Source organism: Vibrio sp. YT-16 (genome assembly GCF_033337405.1).
Taxonomy (GTDB): Bacteria; Pseudomonadota; Gammaproteobacteria; order Enterobacterales; family Vibrionaceae; genus Vibrio; species Vibrio alginolyticus.
Genome location: NZ_JAWOQQ010000017.1, coordinates 44,030 through 65,387, shown reverse-complemented (window position 1 = coordinate 65,387; position 21,358 = coordinate 44,030). Strand labels below are relative to the sequence as shown.

Annotated in this window: 18 protein-coding genes; 8 read left to right on the top strand and 10 right to left on the bottom strand. The window is 45.2% G+C overall.

All coding sequences use genetic code 11. From position 1 onward, the window contains the following. Positions 1-46 precede the first annotated feature (46 nt). A complete protein-coding gene (locus R7F07_RS21010; RefSeq protein ID WP_033906009.1) occupies positions 47-625 on the bottom strand; it encodes a Crp/Fnr family transcriptional regulator in 579 nt (192 codons plus the stop codon). A gap of 97 nt (positions 626-722) precedes the next feature. Continuing rightward, complete coding sequence (cpdB, locus tag R7F07_RS21005; protein WP_171342800.1) at positions 723-2,684, bottom strand: 2',3'-cyclic-nucleotide 2'-phosphodiesterase; 1,962 nt, start codon at positions 2,682-2,684, stop codon at positions 723-725. Between the two features lie 275 nt (positions 2,685-2,959). Between cpdB and cobA the strand changes: the two genes are divergently transcribed. The 5 genes from cobA to cysC all read left to right on the top strand — a co-directional run bounded on the left by cobA (position 2,960) and on the right by cysC (position 8,869). Continuing rightward, positions 2,960-3,835 (top strand): uroporphyrinogen-III C-methyltransferase, encoded by an 876-nt coding sequence (cobA, locus tag R7F07_RS21000; RefSeq protein WP_031780800.1) that lies wholly within the window; start codon positions 2,960-2,962, stop codon positions 3,833-3,835. Positions 3,836-3,894: 59 nt separating this feature from the next. Next, positions 3,895-4,803 carry a sulfate adenylyltransferase subunit CysD gene (gene cysD / locus R7F07_RS20995; RefSeq protein WP_005379592.1) on the top strand — a complete coding sequence of 303 codons (909 nt, stop codon included), beginning with the start codon at positions 3,895-3,897 and terminating at the stop codon, positions 4,801-4,803. An 18-nt stretch (positions 4,804-4,821) separates the two neighbouring features. Then, positions 4,822-6,252, top strand: coding sequence for a sulfate adenylyltransferase subunit CysN (gene cysN / locus R7F07_RS20990; protein ID WP_017633444.1), 1,431 nt, complete (start codon positions 4,822-4,824; stop codon positions 6,250-6,252). A gap of 250 nt (positions 6,253-6,502) precedes the next feature. After that, entirely contained in the window at positions 6,503-8,227 is a 1,725-nt protein-coding gene (locus R7F07_RS20985; protein WP_005379596.1) for an SLC13 family permease, read from the top strand. A 24-nt stretch (positions 8,228-8,251) separates the two neighbouring features. Beyond that, positions 8,252-8,869, top strand: coding sequence for an adenylyl-sulfate kinase (gene cysC, locus R7F07_RS20980; RefSeq protein ID WP_005379598.1), 618 nt, complete (start codon positions 8,252-8,254; stop codon positions 8,867-8,869). 89 nt (positions 8,870-8,958) lie between these two features. Here cysC and R7F07_RS20975 read toward each other — a convergent pair whose 3' ends face one another. From R7F07_RS20975 to R7F07_RS20945, 7 genes are all read right to left on the bottom strand, one after another. Further along, positions 8,959-9,864: a TIGR03899 family protein gene (locus R7F07_RS20975; RefSeq protein ID WP_064353580.1), complete on the bottom strand. Its 906-nt coding sequence runs from the start codon at positions 9,862-9,864 to the stop codon at positions 8,959-8,961. A gap of 322 nt (positions 9,865-10,186) precedes the next feature. Further along, positions 10,187-10,681 (bottom strand): DUF3299 domain-containing protein, encoded by a 495-nt coding sequence (locus R7F07_RS20970; RefSeq protein WP_064353581.1) that lies wholly within the window; start codon positions 10,679-10,681, stop codon positions 10,187-10,189. 4 nt (positions 10,682-10,685) lie between these two features. Further along, positions 10,686-11,945, bottom strand: a complete 1,260-nt coding sequence (locus tag R7F07_RS20965) for an ABC transporter permease (RefSeq protein WP_171342798.1) — start codon at positions 11,943-11,945, stop codon at positions 10,686-10,688. Next, a complete protein-coding gene (locus R7F07_RS20960) occupies positions 11,942-12,670 on the bottom strand; it encodes an ABC transporter ATP-binding protein (protein WP_033906015.1) in 729 nt (242 codons plus the stop codon). Before R7F07_RS20960 ends, R7F07_RS20965 begins: the two co-directional genes overlap by 4 nt. A 52-nt stretch (positions 12,671-12,722) precedes the next feature. After that, the gene (gene zrgA, locus R7F07_RS20955; RefSeq protein WP_017633449.1) at positions 12,723-13,376 is read right to left on the bottom strand and encodes a zinc uptake protein ZrgA; all 654 of its coding nucleotides are present in this window, start codon (positions 13,374-13,376) and stop codon (positions 12,723-12,725) included. A gap of 134 nt (positions 13,377-13,510) precedes the next feature. Further along, positions 13,511-13,810 carry a DUF2607 family protein gene (locus R7F07_RS20950; RefSeq protein ID WP_171342796.1) on the bottom strand — a complete coding sequence of 100 codons (300 nt, stop codon included), beginning with the start codon at positions 13,808-13,810 and terminating at the stop codon, positions 13,511-13,513. Between the two features lie 226 nt (positions 13,811-14,036). After that, positions 14,037-14,588: a YtfJ family protein gene (locus R7F07_RS20945; protein WP_005383122.1), complete on the bottom strand. Its 552-nt coding sequence runs from the start codon at positions 14,586-14,588 to the stop codon at positions 14,037-14,039. A 215-nt stretch (positions 14,589-14,803) separates the two neighbouring features. Between R7F07_RS20945 and R7F07_RS20940 the strand changes: the two genes are divergently transcribed. Continuing rightward, a complete protein-coding gene (locus R7F07_RS20940) occupies positions 14,804-15,004 on the top strand; it encodes a DUF1107 domain-containing protein (protein ID WP_005379612.1) in 201 nt (66 codons plus the stop codon). 70 nt (positions 15,005-15,074) lie between these two features. On the opposite strand, the gene msrA is transcribed toward R7F07_RS20940, so the two are convergent. Continuing rightward, on the bottom strand, positions 15,075-15,713 hold the full coding sequence (gene msrA / locus R7F07_RS20935) for a peptide-methionine (S)-S-oxide reductase MsrA (protein ID WP_017820282.1): 639 nt from the start codon (positions 15,711-15,713) through the stop codon (positions 15,075-15,077). 167 nt (positions 15,714-15,880) lie between these two features. Here msrA and R7F07_RS20930 point away from each other — a divergent pair, with 167 nt between their 5' ends. Next, positions 15,881-17,593, top strand: coding sequence for an autotransporter assembly complex protein TamA (locus tag R7F07_RS20930; RefSeq protein WP_005383121.1), 1,713 nt, complete (start codon positions 15,881-15,883; stop codon positions 17,591-17,593). Beyond that, a complete protein-coding gene (locus tag R7F07_RS20925; RefSeq protein ID WP_171342794.1) occupies positions 17,590-21,354 on the top strand; it encodes a translocation/assembly module TamB domain-containing protein in 3,765 nt (1,254 codons plus the stop codon). The genes R7F07_RS20930 and R7F07_RS20925 overlap by 4 nt, the downstream gene beginning before the upstream one ends. Positions 21,355-21,358: the final 4 nt, after the last annotated feature.

Here is a 21,358-nt window from a genome sequence, read left to right as displayed (position 1 = left end):
GCAGAGAAAAAGCTCTTCGTTTGAAGAGCTTTTTTCTTTTTTGAGTTTATTTGAGAGTGTGATCTTTGGTTAAGCGTGCTTTGATTCGACTCAAACTGATTGGCGTAATGCCCAGGTAGGCCGCAATTTGACTATCGGTAATACGTTGCTTTAAATCTGGGTAATGAGCGCAAAATAATTGATATCGTTCCTCTGGAGAGTAGAGCAACATAAAGCGTTCTTTATTCTCTTTATTAACCAGTTGGTTTTCGAGTAGCTTTAAGTAAATGGCGTGCTTTTCTGCTCGCCAGTGATGCAACGTTTCAATTGGCAAGCAAAATAGCTGACAAGCGCTCAGCGTTTCCAATAAGTAAGGCGAAGGTTGGTCCTTTATTATGCTCTCAAACCCGATAACCCAGTCCTTCTCCCAATAAAATTCTTTACTGAATTCTTTGCCGTGCTCCGTGAGATAGCTTGCGTGGCATAACCCCTCAATGATGAAGTAAAGGTGTGAGCTCAACTCTCCTTGGTGATTAAGAATGTGGCGTGTAGGCAGTTCGAGCAACTCACCATTTTCAATAAGTTGGTTTGCTTCTGTCTCTAAAAAGCCATGATTGACTAAGTCTGAAAAAAGATCGCTGTGCATGTGATAACTCGGAAACGGTTTTCTTTATTTTAACGGGTTTTATTGATAACAAAAAAGCGGCTCATGAGAGCCGCTTAGTGTTGCTGTCAAATCAACCTTATTTATTCAGATCGATTTGATAAATTGCGAAACCAATGTCGTCTGTTGACACGCGTTTCATTGGGTATTGTCCTTTCTCTTTGATGAACTGCGCCGCTTTATCGCTAGGGGAGGTTTCGAAACGAATATCTAGCTTGTTATCGGACTTAATCGGTGCGAAAGACCAGTTGTTGTCAGCGCTTGGTGTCACTTCTCCTTTTTCTTCACTCACGCGAGAAATATAAGTGGCGACGACAGAGCGGTTTTCATCTGGTGCGTCAAATGCAATGAAATCTGGGCCTGTACCAGGGAAAGTATTGCTATATGCACGGTAGTTATTGGTTGCGATGATGAAATCTTGCTTCGGATTGACAGGCTTACCATTGAACGTCAGATTCACAATGCGCTGAGAATCTGGATTAATCACTTTACAATCCGCATCGTACTTCGGCGGTTGGGTAACGTCGATTTGGTAGTTAACCCCATCAATAACATCGAAGTTGTACGTACGGAAATTATCCCAATCAATCAAAGATTGCGGTTTAGGATTGTTGATGTCGATGTGGTTGAATTGACCCGCACTGCACTCTAGCCATTCGCGAACTTCTTTACCTTTCACTTTCATCGCAACCAAGGTGTTTGGATATAAGTAAAGATCGGCCGCATTACGAAAGGTGAGCTGACCGGATTCTACTTCTGTAAAGTTATTCGGATCGTTCTTACGACCGCCGACTTTAAATGGTGCTGCCGCACTCAGTACTGGAATGTCAGAAAGGTCTGGGTCGCCTTGAATAAAGCGTTCTACGTAGTCTTTCTGAGCAAGGTTAACGATTTGAATGGTGGGGTCGTCCTGCACTAATGCCAAGAAGCTGTACATGACATCATTTGCTTTGCCGATTGGTTGGTTTACAAATTCACGAGTGCCTTTGTGATCTTCTTCTAACGCTTTCACAATATCTTCATCGGCTTTAGCTAATGACTTCTTATTTACTTTATCGAAGATAGGGCGTGCTTCTGCTTGGCCTTCGACGACTTGCCATCTGCCGTCTTTCTCTTTCAGCATCAAATCCATCACACCTACGTGACTTCCCCAGCGGCCCGGCATCACGGACGTTACACCATTGATGGTCCCTTTATCTATATCAACACCAGGTAGGTTTGCGAAGTCTTTCCCTGGGAAGACGGCGTGAGAGTGGCCAAAAGCAATCGCATCAATACCTTCAACTTCTGTGAGGTAGTAAACAGAGTTTTCTGCGCCTAGCTTGTATGGATCAGTAGAAATGCCCGAGTGTGGAATCGCCACAATCACGTCTGCGCCTTCTTTCTTCATTTGAGGAATCAGTTTCTCTGCTGTTTCCTTAATGTCTTTAGCAAAGACTTTGCCTTCTAAGTTCTTCTTATCCCAGACCATAATTTGTGGTGGTACAAAGCCGATGTAACCCACTTTTATTTGATGCGCTTCGCCGTTTGTGTCTTTAAAAGTGTGAGTTTTGATGAGGTAAGGTTTGAAGTAATGCTCACCGGTTTGTTTATCAAATACGTTTGCGTTGATGTAAGGGAAGTTTGCCCCCTTCAACGTCTTTTGTAGAAAATCTAAGCCATAGTTGAACTCATGATTGCCAATATTGCCCACATCGTAGTCTAGCTGGTTCATCGCTTTGTAGACTGGGTGCACGTCGCCGGGATTAATCCCCTTTGCCGCCATGTAATCGCCCATTGGGCTGCCCTGAATTAAATCACCGTTATCAACTAGTACCGTGTTTTCTGCCTCGGACTTAGCTTGTTTCACTATTGTTGCTGCGCGACTTAAACCGATTTGCTGTGATGGTTGGTCTTTGTAGTAATCGTAATCCATCACGTTGGTGTGAATGTCGGTGGTTTCGATAATACGAAGCTTGATGGTATCGGCCATTGCTGGGTCAGCAAGCGTTAGCATGCCACTTAATACTGCGAGGGAAATAGGATGAACTGCCACTTTCATTTGGTGCTCCAATTCAATGATAAGGGGAAATCGTACTGCGTAATGTATCAAACACAGGTGCAACTTGATGATAAAGATACAGAAAACTGTGAACATTAATCAGTTTACTGAACCTTATCCATATTAACCGCCGACTTTTGCACGCTTTTGAATGAGACCAAACAAAAACTTCTTAGCAGATTTTTGAATAAAAAATGAAATTTTAGAATTTCAGGTAATATAAACGCCCCGCCATAATGCTTGCATAACGATATCAATGGACGATGAGCAAGCACATGGCAACGAACGATTCAGTCACTTCTTTTCCTAAACCAAAGCCCCGGTTAGTTTCTGACAACCCAGTCGCTGGTGTTACTCGTTTTGCAAAGCAATCGCTACAGCCTGGTGAAGTCGCCTTAGTCGGTGCAGGACCAGGCGATCCTGAACTTCTGACGGTGAAAGCACTGAACTGCTTGCAGCAAGCTGACGTGGTTTTGTACGACTACTTGGTGTCTGAAGAAATCATGGCATTGATTCCAAGCGATACGATTTTGGTGTGCGTTGGGAAGCGAGCTGGGCATCACAGTGTGCCGCAGGAGAAGACGAATCAGCTTTTGGTGGATTTTGCCAAGCAGGGCTACAAAGTAGTGCGCATTAAAGGTGGGGATCCGTTTGTATTCGGTCGTGGTGGTGAAGAGTTAGAAGTGCTTGCTGATGCCGGCGTTCGTTTTCAAGTTGTCCCTGGCATTACCGCAGCAGCTGGCGCAACCGCTTATGCTGGTATTCCACTGACTCATCGTGATTATGCGCAATCGGCCATCTTTGTGACTGGCCACTTGAAAGAAGAAAGTGATGAGATGGATTGGTCCACGTTGGCGCGTGGGAATCAGACTTTAGTGATCTACATGGGGCTGATGAAATCACACTATATTCAGAATCAACTCATTAAGCATGGTCGTTCAGCGTCGACTCCGATTGCCATTATTGAGCGTGGCACGCAGATTCAACAAAAAGTATTTACGGGAGAACTCTCCCAACTCTCTGATTTATCGAAGGAAGCACAGTCGCCATCTTTGATTGTTGTCGGAGAGGTAGTGCGACTGTCTCAAAAGTTAGACTGGTTTTTGTCTAGTACTGAATTCAACAAAAGTGCTATTGCCAACTCCATATAATTTCAGACCAAAGATTAGAGACGTAATGCGCCTTCAAGCTTAAAAAGGAAATACAAAACATGGACCAACAACGTTTAACTCACCTTAAACAACTCGAAGCGGAGAGTATCCACATCATCCGTGAAGTTGCGGCTGAGTTTGATAACCCAGTCATGATGTATTCGATTGGTAAAGACTCATCAGTGATGCTGCACCTAGCGCGTAAAGCTTTTTACCCAGGTAAGATTCCATTTCCATTGCTGCATGTCGACACCGATTGGAAGTTCCGCGAGATGATTGAATTTCGTGATCGCACCGCGGCCAAATACGGTTTTGAGCTTTTGGTACATAAGAATCCAGAAGGTCTAGCCATGGGCTGTAGTCCGTTTGTTCATGGTTCTTCTAAGCACACTGACATCATGAAGACTCAAGGCTTAAAACAAGCGCTGAACAAGTACGGTTTTGATGCGGCCTTTGGTGGCGCGCGCCGCGATGAAGAGAAATCACGGGCGAAAGAGCGCGTGTATTCATTCCGCGATAAGAACCATACATGGGACCCTAAAAACCAACGTCCTGAGCTATGGAAGACGTACAACGGTCAGGTTAATAAGGGTGAGAGCATTCGTGTATTCCCACTGTCTAACTGGACTGAGCTTGATATCTGGCAATACATCTATTTAGAAAACATCGAGATCGTGCCGCTTTACCTCGCGGACAAACGCCCAGTTGTTGAACGCGATGGCATGCTGATCATGGTTGATGATGATCGTATGGAGCTTCAACCGGGTGAAGTGATTGAAGAGAAGAGTGTGCGCTTCCGTACCCTTGGTTGTTATCCATTGACTGGGGCTATCGAGTCTGAAGCAAACACTTTAACTGGCATTATCGAAGAGATGCTGGTGGCAACGTCGAGTGAGCGCCAAGGCCGAGCGATCGACCACGATCAGTCAGGATCGATGGAGCTTAAGAAACGTCAAGGTTACTTCTAAAGGATCTAAGGAAAGATAATGAACAGTGCAGTTGAAGCTCAATTAGCCGAGCTTGGTATCGAAGGCTATTTAACACAACACCAGTACAAGTCGTTACTTAGATTCTTGACTTGTGGCTCGGTGGATGACGGTAAAAGTACATTAATCGGTCGCTTACTCCATGACTCAAAACAAATTTATGAAGATCAGCTAGCGGCAGTGCATTCAGACAGCCAACGTGTGGGTACCACGGGTGAAAAGCCCGACCTTGCGTTGTTGGTCGATGGCTTACAAGCTGAGCGAGAGCAGGGGATCACGATTGATGTGGCTTACCGCTATTTCTCGACGCAGAAACGTAAATTCATCATTGCAGATACTCCTGGACACGAGCAGTACACACGTAACATGGCTACAGGCGCATCGACATGTGACTTAGCTGTGATTCTGGTTGATGCACGTAAGGGCATTCTCGATCAAACTCGTCGTCACTCTTTCATTTCCAACCTGTTGGGTTTGAAGCACTTTGTTGTGGCGATCAACAAGATGGACTTAGTGGATTACTCCCAAGAGCGCTTTGAAGAGATCCGCGATGAGTATCTGAAGTTCTCTGAGAATCTGACAGGGGATATTGATATTCAAATCATCCCGATCTCAGCGCTTGAAGGGGACAATGTGGTGGATAAAGGCCAAAACCTGACTTGGTTTAAAGGCCCATCATTGCTTGAGCTTCTTGAAACGGTCGATGTGGATCAAGAAAAAGGCGCGGGTGAATTCCGCTTCCCTGTGCAATACGTTAATCGTCCTAACCTCGATTTCCGTGGTTTTGCGGGGACCATTTCTTCTGGTTCGATCAAAGTCGGTGATGCCATTAAAGCTTTGCCATCGGGTAAAACGTCAACTGTGGCACGTATTGTGACCTTTGATGGTGATATCGAAGAAGCTCGTGCCGGATTAGCTGTCACTCTGACGCTAAGCGATGAGATCGATATTAGCCGTGGCGATTTGATTGTTCTAGATAATGCTCAAGTGGAAACCACAAACCATTTGCTTGCCGATGTGGTGTGGATGACAGAGCAACCCCTGCAACCGGGTCGTGACTATGACATCAAAATCGCAGGTAAGAAAACCGTAGGTCATGTTGAAGCGATTCGTCATCAATATGACATTAATAATCTCTCGACTCATAGCTCGGCAGAGCTGCCATTGAATGGTATTGGTTTGTGTGAATGGTCTCTTAATGAGTCAGTCGCGCTGGACAATTATCAAGACTGTGCAGATACCGGTGGCTTTATCATTATCGATCGTCTGACAAACGTGACGGTTGGTGCTGGCATGGTTAAAGAGAGCCTCGCCGTGGTTGAGCGCGATTTGACGGACATCTCTGCGTTTGAAGTTGAGCTTAATGCGCTTGTCCGTAAACACTTCCCACACTGGGAAGCAAAAGACGTCAGCCAGTTTCTGAAAAAGTAACTGGCTCACCCAAGTACGATAATTTCAGGCACTGTTTGCTGTTGTACTTGGGGTGTCGCTACCTAACTGAATTGCGAAATGTCGTTAGGTATTCTCCTAATACCAGAATGCTTCGGTGGAGCCCAAGAAACCGAGCATTCTGATGTTCTTTTCGCTTGCGCTGATTTTTGTCTGTTTGCTCGTTTGTCGGTGATTCATGGATAAATGAGTCGTTGTTGTGCCCTTTAGGGCTATTTGGTAAGGAAAGGCTATGTGGGAACAAGGGTTTGTGTTAGCGATTTTGCTTGGCATTATCACTTGCTTGCTTGTCACGAAAATTAAGCCTAGTTATGTCTTTGCGGGTGCCGCTTTTATTGCATTCATGGCTGGGATGATGGATTCAGCCACTATCGCATCCAATTTTACCAACTCTTCATTGTTAACCCTGGTTCTATTGATTCTTGCATCCTGTGCTCTAGAAAAAACACTGCTGATCAGTTGGGTGAGCCGAAGTATCTCTGAGGGCCAGTTAGGCAGCGTGATTGCTAAGCTCGGTGTATCGACAGCCTTGCTCTCTTCATTTACGAATAATACCGCTGTGGTTGTCTCATTGATTGGGGCGATTAAGCGTAATCAGCAGCATGCACCTTCGAAATTACTTATCCCATTGTCTTACGCCGCCATTTTTGGTGGCACGTTAACTTTGATTGGTACGTCGACTAACTTAATCATCAACAGCTTTGTTGAAGACGCAGGCTTACCGAGCCTGAGCTTTTTTACACCTACGATGATAGGTTTGGCTGTGCTGGTGGGAGGGATGCTGATTCTTATCCCGCTCAGCTACTTGCTACCGAATTATGATGATCAAAACCAAGAAGATTTACCTTACTTTCTTGAGTCTCGCGTTGAGCCTGGATCACCGCTAGTTGGGCGTACGATCAGCGAGAATAATTTACGTGCGCTGCGCAAACTGTTTCTTGCAGAAGTGGTGCGCGATGGTGTTACTGTTTCTTCTGTGGGACCGGATTTTGTGCTCAATGCAAAAGACCGCCTGTTATTTTGTGGCGATGTTGAGAGCGTCGCGACCCTGCAAGAAATTCCGGGCCTCAAGTTGTTTGGTCAGCAGCACTTAAATGGGCAAAACTTTATCGAAGTTGTGGTGAGCTCGTCGGCGACATTTTGCTACAAAACCCTCAAAGAGAGCCGATTCCGCGACCGATTCGATGCCGTTGTTGTGGCGATTCGCCGAGGCCACGAACGCCTAGAAGGTGGCTTGGGTAGCATTACCTTAGCGCCTGGGGACACGTTAGTTCTGGTTCCAGGAAAGCGTTTTGAGTCTGAACGCCGAGCTCATCGTAAAGAGTTTGTTTTAGTGCATGACTTGGACTCTAGCGCTCGGCTTGATACGAATAAGTCTTCCATTGTATTACTGGGCTTTGCAGCCGTAATTGGATGCGCTCTATTAGAGTTAGTGCCAATTATTAAAGGTCTAGCTGCGTACCTTATCGCGCTTATTGCGTTTGGTATTGTGCAGATTTCAGAACTGCGCCGCCGTTTTCCGATCGATATCGTCGTGATTGTCGGTTCCGCTTTGTCTATTGCTCAACTGATGATCTCTTCTGGATTGTCAGAAAGAATGGGAGTGATGTTTATTGAAGCGTTTAATGGCTGGGGAGTATTTGGTGCCTTGGTGGCGACTTATATCATGACATTGGTACTCACTGAATTGGTGACAAACAATGCCGCGGCTGCGCTTTCTTTTCCTATCGGCTATAGCATGGCGGTGGGTTATGGCGTGGATCCGATGCCATTCATCATGGCGGTTTTGTTCGGCGCGAGTGCGAGCTTTATCTCTCCCTACGGTTACCAAACTAACCTGCTGGTGTACAGCGTAGGAAATTACAAATTGACCGACTACGTGAGAATTGGAGTGCCAATTTCGATTGTGTACTCTGTATTAGTACTTACTTTGATCCCGGTCTTTTTCCCGTTTTAATTCCGATATTTACAAGGATACGTTATGACTGCCGAAACGACGGTAAAAGATGAAAACATTGTTTGGCACCAGCATTCGGTTGATAAACAGTTTCGTGCTGAATTAAAGAAGCAAAAACCTGCCGTATTGTGGTTCACTGGTTTATCTGGAGCGGGTAAATCAACCGTAGCGGGGGCGTTGGAAAATCGCCTTGCAGCATTGGGTTACCACACCTATTTATTGGATGGTGACAATGTACGGCATGGTTTGTGTAGCGATTTAGGTTTTTCTGAACAGGACCGTCGCGAGAACATTCGTCGCATTGGTGAACTGGCGAAGTTGATGGCAGATGCGGGTTTAATTGTTCTGTCGGCGTTTATTTCACCGCATCGTGCAGAGCGGAAGTTAGTGCGCGATTTATTGCCAGAAGGCGAGTTTATCGAAGTGTATGTCAATGCATCTCTAGAGGTTTGCGAAGGTCGAGATCCTAAGGGTTTATACCGTAAAGCCCGTGCGGGAGAGATTCCTAATTTCACTGGTATTGATTCGGAATATCAAGCGCCAGAGAACCCTGAAATCGATTTGCCCGCGGGAGAAAAGAGTGTCGATGAGCTGGTAGATTTGTGCTTAATCGATCTTAAACAACGCGGTGTGATCCGATAAAAAAGCATTTAGATCATAGGTGACCTAAAGCTCTTTGAGCTGCTTGAGAAGTATTTGGATCATAGGTGATCAAATGCTTCTCAAGCTGGCTAGACGGTATGATGAACCGTACTTTTAGCTTCACTATGGACACTAAATCTATGATTTAACAGTGCAAGCATTTGATCGTAGTATTCGGCATGTGGTTTGTTTCCGAGCAAGGTACAGAGCTCATTACCTGTGGGTGTGAAGCGGTAATATAAAAGGCGGACACCTTTGCTGTTTACGTTCAGTGACAAGTTTTTACCTTGGTAGGTGAGGGCCAACGGTGTCTCGATACTAATTTCGCCAGATTCAAGTTCGGCACTGTGCAGCAGCCCTAATTCAATTAAGAGCAACAAGCTTGAATACGGCAGTTGAAAACTTCCCATATTTAGGCTGTTGGCGACGTCTCGCTTGCCGAAGCTAAATATTCCTCCTTGCGCTTTGTAACCAATCAGCAGTTTTCTGCTGTGATCCCCTCCAAAACTGCACGCTAAAGAGGCGGCTCTTTGCAGAGTTTGTGCTTCCTTTGGTGACATGTCTTTGAGGGTTTTCAACGCTTTCATGGACGTTGAACCCGGATTGGTCACTTCACGCTTCATCACTTGAGCCCATAGCTTTTGCATCGCGCTGTTATGGATGTCTTGAGCCATCTCAAAAAATCGATGCAACCAATCTTGGTCTGGCTCTCCCGCTGTCTCATCTCGGCATGAACTGTGCGCTAATTTTAAAATCTGTTCTAAGTTTTTTTGTCGCTGTTCTTGGCGTCTTTGCTCTCGCAATTGGGCTCTTTCAAACGCAGATTTGGCTGGCGGTTCGGTTTGCAGTAAGGCGTCAAGACCGTGTATTTGGGCAATGGTTTTTACCTTACTAGCACTGTCTTTTATGTAGCCTTGTTTCTTTTCTTGTTGCGTATTTTTTTTTGTGTCTGACTGATGTTCGATGACAACAGGTTGCTTTGTCGGGTCTGCCATTCGTTTTCCTACCAAGAACTGCGCGGTTCGCACGTTTAAATTTACACCTTATCTGACCAAGCGACCAGACAGGAGTTCTCAGTTTTTGAACGAATAGGGCTATTCAAAATGATAATGAGTTGTTAAAATTGTTATCGTTATTTTGGAGGGGCTATGAAGTTCTCAGAAGCAGGTAAACTCAAAAAGCACCTGTCGATAGCGTTTCTTTTGGTTATTTATGTGGGCGTGTTAGCGTATTTATCTCGTTATATCGTTTAGCACAAAGCTAAAAAAGGCGCCAGTGTGACGCCTTAGGTGTAGCGAGGCTTATCGACGACTTAAATTACATATCGTCGTAGGCTTCTATTTCTGATCCCTCAATAACGTAAGCCGTTTCTGCCAGTTCGTGGTTTATCGTCTCGGTTTTCAACGTTCCAACCACATATATAACATCCCACAACTCTTGAACAGGAGCGCCTTTCGGAAACTTCACGTAAATGATCTGGTTTGGAGGCGGTGGTGGCACGTGAATACAAGCTCCAAAGTATGGCACTAATAAAAACTCGGTGACGGTATTGGCATCACCTTCAAGTGGGATAACAAACCCTGGAATTTTAACTTGGCTTCCGTTCAGTTCTGGTCGAACATTACCAATCTTGGACTGCTGCGCTGCGCCACCACTGTGATCAGATGCAGGCATGCCTATACTGTCGAACAATTTACGCTCTTTTTCTGGAACAAGGTCAATCCAGTCAAGCTTCAATGGTTCTTCGCTGGCCATAACAGGCGCTGTGAATGCGACGACCAGCAAGCAACTTGCGAGTATTTTTTTCCACATTTTATTAAATCCTTATTGTCATTCCGTCACTCAGTGACTGTCGGTAGGCGCGGAGTGCGGGAATGAAACCAATCACAATACCAGCGCATTGTACGAAACCTAATAGCATCCACTCATAAGTAGATAAGATGCTTAAGGTGAGATGTATTCCATAGTGCTGTTGGATGATCGGCTGCGCGATAGCAAGAATGGCATACAGCCCAGTAACGCCAGTAATAATACCAGCAGCAGTAAGCAAGCTAGCTTCACTAATTAAGAGTGAGAAAACATGACGAGGCCTTGCTCCCATGGCACGCAAAATCGCCATTTCACGGCGGCGTTCCTGTAGGCTAGTTAATAGACTGCTTAACATACCTAACAACCCTGCGATCACGACAAAACCAGATACTGCCATTAGGGCTTGCTCTGCAACCGACATCATTCCCCATAACTCATGCAACGCAACGCCGGGCATAATGGCGCTGAGCGGCTCTTTGGGGTAGGTGTTAATTTGTCTTTGCAGGGCGAAAGTTTGAATACGAGATTTCAAACCAACGAGCATAGCGGTAATTTGTTTGGGCTGAAAGTCTCTGTTTTTGAGATCTTGTGCCTTGGGTGTCGGGCCCAAACGCGCACCACTTTCCCATCCGACGTGAATGGCTTCGATGGCTTCCAATGATACATGGACAGTTTTGTCGACTGGTGTTCCTGTAGGTGCAAGGATACCGACAACTTTAAATGGCAGATTGTCATGACGGCTAAAGCCAACGTCGCTAATGCCGTGGGCAATGATGATTTCGCTACCGATATCATAACCAAGTTGTTTAGCGACATCAGAACCTAGCACGGTTTCAAATAAACCATTGAATTCTCTACCCTTGCTAAATGTTAGTGGTTGCTTACTTCCAAACTTGTAATGCTCAAAGTAACTGTGATTGGTTCCCATAACTCGGAAGCCTTTATGCGAGTCGCCAAGCGAGATTGGAATAGCCCAATCGACTGAACGATGGTTGGCAAACTCTTGGTAGCTTTTCCAATCGATGTTGTTGGTCGCATTACCAATACGAAACACAGAATAGAGCAATAGGTTCACTTGCCCAGAGCGTCCACCAATAATGAGGTCAGTGCCTGAAATTGTATTGGCGAAGCTATCCTTGGATTGAGTTCGGATACGCTCGACGCCCAAGAGGAGTACCACTGAAATCGCAACGGTCATGATGGTTAGAATTGCCGTCGCTTTGCGGTTCATCAAGCTTTTCCAGGCGAGCTTTACTACAGCACTCATGATATGGCTCCTAGGCTAGATACTTGATTAATGTCGGGTAGATTGAGCGTGCGATCGAATAAGGGTTCGAGTGTTGGGTCGTGGCTAACGAATACCAGTGTGGCATTGGCTTGATTCGCTTGCTCCATAAGGAGCTCAATAAATGCTTTACGATTGTCATAGTCTAAAGCTGAGGTTGGTTCGTCAGCGATCACTAACTCTGGATGTCCTATCAGAGCTCGAGCCGCAGCCACACGTTGTTGTTGACCAATACTCAATTCAGAGACAGGGCGTGTATGAAGCTCGTTTGGCAAGTGCAGTCGTTCTAGTAGGGCCTGAGCCTGTTCATTTAACGCTTGAGATGAGGCACCTAAATGGGCACGGTCACGTCGTATTTTACTGAACTGACATGGCAATAATACGTTTTCAAGTACGTTAAGGTACGGCAATAAATTGAACTGTTGAAAGATGTAGCCAATATGATTGGCGCGAAAGCGGTCTCTCTGACTGGCACTTAAACTAGCAAGGTCAGTATCGAGAACAGATAGAGAGCCTGAAGTTAATGTGTTAATCCCCGTCAACAAAGCGAGCAAGGTCGATTTACCGCAGCCACTTGGACCTTTGATAAACACATGCTCGCCTTGTGTAATGTGTAATTTGGGGATGTGGATGGTTGGGTTGGTTGAACCGGGCCAGAAAAATTGGGCATCCTCTAGCTCGACAACATTTGGTGTGGTTTCAGTCATATTAAATCACCAAAGCTGTGGCGTGTAAGTGGGTACTTACACGCCACTCGTGTTATTTGATTACGATTTGGGTGTTATCTTTGCTTAATTTAATTGCTGATTGCATGGTATCAGTGAATATATTGACGCTGATGGACTCTGTAGTTGGGAATTGGTTAAACCAATCGGTTTGGATTTGGCTAAGCTGATTAACTTGTTCGCAATTGAAGCGATATTGCACCGAAAATTCACCGTGACCGCCATGATCGTGCGCCTCATCATGAGCGTCATGGTGGTCATGTTTATCATGATGTTCATTATGATCATGGTGTTCGTGCCCTTCATGATCGTGATGTGCATGGTCATCATGGTCGTGCTCACTATGATCATGTTCCTCATGAGTTTCGCTTAGGTTGTGGCTCACGTAAGCTTCTTCAATATTACAATCAGCTTGTGAGTTAATAGCGAACAATGCGTTGCTGTCTTCGAGTGTAGCGACGGCTTGTTTAAGCGCTTGCTCTTGTTGCGCGTTTTCTGGAGCATGTTCGAAACCCACAACATCAGCTCCAGGAGCTGTGATCTCTACTAACAGATCTTTGCCATCTTGGGCGATATTAAACTCGACGTGACCATGCACATGAGCACCATGCTGGCGGTATTCGTTTGCATTCGCTGCTGTCGATAAAGTGAGGCCAATAGCAAGGGCTAAAACGTGTTTTGATGACATTGTATTTTTCCTAATTTTACTGGCATTAACCAAAGGCGGTATTGCTCAGATTCGAGTTTCACTAAGTTATTGTTCCCTGACACACTAGGTGCGGAAATGAACTCAATAATTTTGAGTGTGGAATAGTTTGGAAATTAAGCAAAATAAGGAGGGGCACGAGCAGCGCCAAGAACTTCTTCGCCGTACACGAGATGCAAAAAAACATGATGATGCTGGGCGCGCGTAAAAGTCGGTGTAGAGAGGGTAGGTTGTACCTTTGCTATACCGTGCTGAACACCAGAAAATAATTGGCAATGATGATGGGTATGATGGTCGGGCGTCAGATCGACTTGATGAAGTACAACCGCAAAGTTCCAAGCGATCAGCAACGCAATACTGAAAAATAAAGCAGTGCGATACCAATATCTTAGTGTTTTTTGCTGGTGGTGGTACATCTGAGCTCCTCTTACCGACTGTTATAATATAACACCCATAATGAATAAAAGTTCACTCTTTTGTTGGCTAGCAGAAAAATTTAACTCCACACATGCGTGCCGAAAAATATTGGTAATACTCTCTGTGGAAGTGTCGCACTTATAAAGAGCAGAGTTATCACTGCCCATGCTTCTAATCAAATTCATATAGCTCCTTACAACAAGAATAAGGAGCCATTCAATGAAGCTAGATGTTCTGTTTAATAAGCTCAATGACTTTTGTTATCTCATCTTGCTCAAGTGCGCCCTCTTTGACAAACAGAACTTTGCCCGTTTTGTCTTGAACAATAATGGCCGAGCTTTCTTCTTTCAGGTCCCAAGTATTAGCAACTACGCCATTTTCATCAAGAACCATGGATGACCAAGGAAACTCTTTTTTGCTGTCTTGAGCTGAAGACTTCACGAAAGAGCCTGTCCCCCAAATTGCATCATCTTGGTTGATGATAGTCGTCGTCTGGTAGCTTTCTTGTGGAAAATTTGCCGCTGTTATTGCCGACATTAAAGGGGCATTCATCTCTTTTGAACTGCTACGGCCTGCGATGGCTTGAATAACACGAACTTTGCCTTGCATATGTTGAGTTGCCCAGGGTTGGTATGCAACGCCTTCTCCTTGTAAAACAATCTCGCCGTAAGCGGCAACATTGACAGGAGGAACGCTTTTACCCACTGACAAGTTGTGTGCAAAGGTCAAGCTTGGCGTTAAGGCCAGTAGTAGAGGTAGGAGAGTCTTAGTTTTCATATTGTTATATTCCGTACGAGGTTTGGAAGCTTCCAGTATATATCCAGATCTTAGAAATTTGTAGGACCGTTGATAACATTTATTTAACGTATGGAGTGGTGTAATCTTGCGTTATATTTAGAATTTGCTAAAATGATTTCCGTCGCAAATTGCGCATTAAGATTGCAGAGGAAAAATAAGCAATCCGTGTTTTCTCAAAGGAATTGAGGTGAGTTATGCTACGTGAGTTTGCTGTATATCGACCATTACAAGTGGCCCGTTTTGTTAAAACGTTGTTCAAAGGTCAGTTTTTTATTGTTGGGGTTGGCTGTTTTCAGTTCGACAATGGCAAAGTGTTACTACCTGACGTCAACGATCATAAAAGGCTCACCATCTTTAAAGAAGTCAACCAAGTGATAGCATCATTATCGGCTTAGTTAGCTTGGTACCCACTTAGATTTAGAAAAGAGCGACCATATCGGTCGCTCTTTTTGTTGCTGGTTAGGTTTATCCTTGGAGGCTTGGTGGGAAGCAAACTCCCGTTCCTCCGATGCCACAGTAACCATCAGGGTTTTTCGCCAAATATTGCTGGTGGTAGGTTTCCGCAAAGTAATACGGACCTGCTGGTTGTATTTCGGTGGTGATGTTCGCGCGTTGCTCTTCTTGCAGTGCTTGCTGATACAAGAGTTTCGATTTCTCTGCGCTCTCGAGTTGCCCCGTCGAATAAGTGTAAATTGCAGAACGATATTGAGTACCTAAGTCGTTACCTTGACGCATTCCCTGAGTTGGGTCGTGTTTTTCCCAAAAAACAGCCAGTAGCTTTTCTAATGAGATGACGCGTTCATCGAAAACGACTCGTACGACTTCTGTATGACCCGTTTTACCTGTACAGACCTCTTCATACGTGGGATTGGGTGTGTACCCCCCAGCGTAACCGACCGAAGTAGATACAACGCCGTCGAGTTGCCAAAATACGCGCTCAGCGCCCCAAAAACAGCCCATTCCGAGCAAAATCTGCTGTTGGTGTGACGCAAGAGGCGCCTTTAGGTTAGATTTATTTACAAAATGATGATCGTCAATCTGCATTGGTTGATCTCTACCTGGCAAGGCATCTTCTATACTGATCAATGTTTGTTTGTTGAGCATGGTATTTGTCCTTCAATACGTGTCTTAAATTTGCGAACTTTTTCATTTCGTCTGTATCTGATGCTGTGATGACATAGACCGCGTTAAACCTATTAATATTACAGACTTAGAATCTAATTGGCGTTATCATTATTTACGTTTACTTAACCTCATTCAGCCATAAAAGCATGATAAAAAAAGCTCTCCCCACCATTGTTGGCCTGTTTGCCTTTTCTCATGGTGCCTATGCCGATGTTTCTTTGACTTTGAAAGGCATTGATGGCGCTTTAGAAGAGAATGTCAGTGCGTATCTATCATCTATTCCAGAGAAGGATTACTCCACTTCTCTGCGTTTTCAAGCGAGATTAGATCAAAGTATCACTGAAGCGCTTAACGCGCTTGGGTATTATCATGCAAAAATTTCATACTCTATTCCTGAAGCGAATGATGAGTTAATTGTGCTCATCAAGCCGGGCTTGCCAGTGAAAGTGAAAGTCATGGATGTGGTCATCACTGGAGAGGCCAAGGACGATGAAGAATTTGCAAAACTTATTGAGCGCTCTCCGCTCAAAGTTGGCCAAGTTTTGAATCAAGGCCAATACGACAGCCTTAAGTCAGGCATTCGTAACTTGGCGCTTCAGCGTGGTTACTTCAATGGTGAGTTTACGCTAAGTCGATTAGAGGTTATCCCTGATCTGAACGAAGCTAATGTCCGTTTGCACTACAGCAGTGGAATACGTTTCAATTTTGGCGACGTTTCTTTTATTGGCAACCACATCTGGGAAGACCGTGTCGCATCACTACAACCTTTTAAAGAAGGGGACCCATACAACGTTTCGAAGCTGGGCGAGTTTAACCAGAAGCTATCAAATACGGAGTGGTTTTCCTCAGTTTTTGTTGAGCCTGAATTGGATAGGCTTGATGATGGCCGAGACTTGCCAATTAAAGTGTCTTTATCTCCTGCTTCTAAGAATCAGATCGAGACGGGTATTGGTTACTCAACGGATGTCGGCGTTCGAGGAACGTTGAAGTGGAAGAAACCTTGGGTGAGCTCCCGAGGACACAGTTTCAACACTGCTTTATCCCTATCTAAGCCAGAGCAAACCGTGACTGCTTCTTACAAAATTCCTTTAGAAGATGTCGCTAACGATTATTATCAAGTTCAATATGGGCTTAAAAACCTAGACAACCGTGACACGCAGAGTATCGAGTCTAACCTTGCAGTGGAGCGTCATTGGTTAGCAGACGGTGGTTGGCATAATACCGTTTATGTTCGTCATTTGTACGAGAGCTTTACGCAAGGTTTACAAGATGATGAATTCAACTTCGTACTTCCAGGTGCGACATTTTCTCGGACTAGGGTTCGAGGGGGCAATATGCCAATGTGGGGAGACAAGCAAAGCATCACTATTGAGTATGGTGATACCGCTATGCTTTCTGAAACTAGAGTGCTCCGCTTAATTGGCTCGACTTCTTGGATTCGTGGTATTGGAGAGAATCATCGTGGTTTGTTCCGCTTAGAAGGTGGTGCGAATATTACCGATGAACTTGAAAAACTATCACCGTCGCTGCGTTTCTTCGCTGGTGGTGACAATAATATTCGTGGTTACGGCTATGAATCTATTTCACCTGTGGATGAGAGTGGCGCCCTGACGGGGGGTAAATACATTGTTAGCAGTACATTAGAATACCAATATCGTGTTTATGGAAACTGGTGGGCTGCAACGTTTTACGATATTGGTGATGCGTTTAATGAAACACCAGATTGGAAATCAGGTGCTGGTGTTGGTATCCGCTGGGCGTCTCCGGTGGGCCCTGTTAGTTTTGATTTTGCATGGGGGTTGGATGCAAAACCAGAACGAGAGTTTCGTATCCACTTCTCATTGGGGCCTGAGCTATGATCAAAATGATGTTTAAGTGGACCAAATGGCTGTCGCTCAGTTTGATTGGTCTATTGCTGTTGCTCATCATTATTGTCGCGACAGTTTTGTTTACCCACCCAGGCCTCAAATTTGCCTTGTGGGGAGCTGAAAAAGCATTACCACAATTGCAGATTGAAAAAGTGCAGGGTTCATTGTTTCCTCGCTTCGAACTGCATAACGTCAGTTTTGTCGATGAGTCTTTGAATATCGACGCCAAAGTCGAGCGTTTAGCTTTGGCAGTGAACTTCCGCTGTTTCTTTGACCCTAAGGTCTGTGTCGATGAGTTAAGACTGCAGGGGCTTGACTTTAAGATGCCAGAGCTACCGCCAGCAAGCGAGGAGCAAGAGGAAACACCACCACTGCGTTCTATCAGTACGCCAGTGCCAATTTTTGTTAATAAAGTCAGCTTTAATGACATCAATGTCAATGTGCTGGGCAATCAAATTGATTGGCAAACATTCTCGACCGCTTTGTCGATGCAGGGTGATCGTTTGGTGATCGCACCTACCGCGTTGAAAGACATTAATGTGGCTTTAGCACCAAGTGAGGCTGAACCTGAAGCGGCTGCCGAGGAGCCGAAAGAAACTGACGTTACGCCGCAAGATATTGTGTTACCCGAAGTATGGATTCCACTGACGGTGGAAGCGCGCCGTCTGGATATTCACAACTTTAAACTGGCAGGTGAAACGCCAGTGATCGTCAATCATCTTGGTTTGGTTGCAAGAGCAGGCGGTGAACGTGTTGATGTCAAAACGTTAGAGCTCGACATGCCAGAAGTGGAAGGCGAGTTGAGCACACAAGTGACGCTTTCTTCTGATTACCCTATCAAAGCGCAACTGGACGCGTTAGTGAAGCAAGCGGATGCGAAGGGACAAAAACTGTCGCTTTCGGTCTCGGGTTCGGTTGGTGATTTGTCACTAAATGCTACGCTTTCTGAGCTTGTACAAGCGGAGATCAAAGGTGATATTCAACCGCTTAAAACGCAGTTACCGTTTGATGTCGCGATTAAAAATGTACAGGCGCAATGGCCGCTATTTGGACAAAGCGATTACCAGGTTTCTGTACCAAGCTTGGCGGCAAAAGGCTCACTTGATGGCTACGAAGTCGCATTAGAAACCAAAGCGTCAGGCAAAGATATTCCCGCCGTTGATGTCGCACTAAACGGCAAAGGTACGTTAGAGCAAATTGACCTCGAAAGCCTTGTAGTGAAAACCTTAGGGGGCGAACTCTCTGGGAAAGTCATGGCCAATTGGGCCGCGCCAATCAACTGGCAAGCTGACTTAAACCTGAAGAACATTCAACCAGGATTGCAGTGGAAAGAAGCCGAAGGGGATATTAGCGGTAATCTTTCGACTTCGGGGTCGTTAACAGAACAAGGCGGTTGGCAAGTCAGTTTGCCTAAGTTAGACATTGACGGCATTTTGCGAGGTTATCCGCTGAATGTTGAAGGGCAACTTGAAGCGTCTGATAAGAACGGCAAAGGCGAAGACATCCAACTTACCACTCAGGGTTTAGCGCTTTCTCATGGCCCGAACCAACTGAGTGCAAAGGGTAAGATCGATAAGCAAATTCTGATGGATGTTGAGGTTAACTTCCCTGATTTTGCGAAAAGTGTTCCGGATCTTGCAGGTAAAATGCAAGGTAAAGTCGCACTACGTGGTAGCTTGAAAGAACCAGACATCAATCTTGATCTCGCTTTAAATCAGATAAACTGGCAGCAACAGGCGAACGTAGAAACGATCACCTTAAAGGGTGATGTGAAGCCTCTGCCAGCACCAAAAGCGAACATAAGCCTAATTGCGAACAACATTACCTATGACGACATAAAAGTTGATAGTGCTGACCTTGAAGTCTCTGGGGATGAAAAACTGCATCAACTTACGCTCGATGTAGTGTCTGACCTGGTGTCGACCAGTTTAGAAATTGAAGGGACATTCCAGCAGAAACCAGAAATGATTTGGGATGGGGCGCTGCGCCGCTTGACGCTGAGCTCGCAACAAGGCCCGTGGGCGTTGCAAAAATCGACCGCGGTGAAGGTCAATATCGACAAACAGATCGCGAACGTTCAAGCGCATTGTTGGTTGCAAGCGGAGTCGAGCGTATGTCTAACCGAAGACATTAGTGTCGGTAAGAGTGGCCAGGCGAAGTTAGCCATCAATGATTTTGATTTTGACCAAATCAAACAATTCCTGCCGCCAGAAACCAAGCTGCAAGGCTCGGTTAATGCACAGGCTTTTGCTAAATGGGCACCAGAGAAAAAGCCTGAAGTAACCTTAAGTGTCAATATGCCAAAAGGCCAAGTTGAACAAGCGCTTGAACAGCCAATTAAAGTCGGTTGGGAAAGCTTCAACTTTAAAGCAGCATTAGCGAAAGACAAGCTTGATGCCGAGTGGCTATTTGATGTGAAAGATAACGGTGACTTGTCTGGTAAGGTTTCTTTACTGAATGTCTCGACTGAAAAGCCCACTATTGATGGTAAGGTTTCACTCTCTACGTTCCACTTGGATTTCTTGGCACCGTTGATTGGTGAGTACAGCTTGTTTAAAGCAAACATGAATACTGACCTAGCGATATCAGGTGACGTCATGCATCCGAAGGTTAATGGTCAGTTCTTGATTGACCAAATGAAGCTACAGGGTGAAGTCACACCGATAGATATAAACTCAGGGCAGGTCGTCATCAACTTTAAAGGCCATCAAGCGGACTTGGATGCCGGAATTTTAACCCCGGATGGTGAGTTGAACGTTATCGGTGATGCCGATTGGCAGGACTTACAGAACTGGCGCACTAAAGCGCGTGTATTTGCTAAAGAGCTCAATGTTGATTTGCCTCCAATGGTAAAAATCAAAGTGGAGCCTGACATGACAATAGATGTGACCCCTCAGCTTGCGAAAATTGAGGGTGATATTAATTTGCCATGGGGCAGAATTGTCGTCGAAGAGCTTCCACCAAGTGCGGTAGGTGTATCGAGTGATACCGTTATTCTCGATAAAAACTTGCAGCCAGTGGACGATGTGGCTGCGATGCCGTTTGATGTGGAAACGAACATCAACATTAAAATTGGTGATGACTTCCAACTTGCCGCTTTTGGTTTAAAAGGTGGGTTGAAAGGGAACCTAAACGTGACACAAAAAGACAAAGGTCCTTTCATCGTTGGTGAAGTGAATGTTGTCGACGGTTCTTATCGTTCGTTTGGTCAGGACTTATTGATTAAAGAAGGTAAGATTCTGATGAATGGTCCACCAGATCAACCTTACTTGTCTATCAAAGCGATTCGTAATCCAGACAATACCCAAGATGATGTCATTGCAGGGGTACAAGTGTCGGGCCCAGCATCTGATCCGAGTATAGAAATTTTCTCAGAGCCCGCGATGAACCAAGCCAATGCACTTTCTTATCTACTTCGTGGTCAAGATATTGATGGTGAAGCCGGTGGTAATGCAATGACGACTACCTTAATTGGTTTAAGCTTGGCGAAGAGTGGGCGTGTGGTTGGTGAAATCGGTGAAGCCTTTGGCGTACAGGATTTACAGCTGGACACTGCTGGGTCGGGCGATGATTCGCAAGTGACGGTGAGTGGTTATATTCTGCCAGGTTTGCAGGTGAAATATGGTGTCGGCATCTTTAACTCCCTAGGTGAGTTCACTGTGCGTTACCGATTGATGCAAGACTTGTATTTAGAAGCAGTATCTGGTGTAGATAGCGCCGTTGACCTACTCTATCAGTTTGAGTTCGATTAAAGTG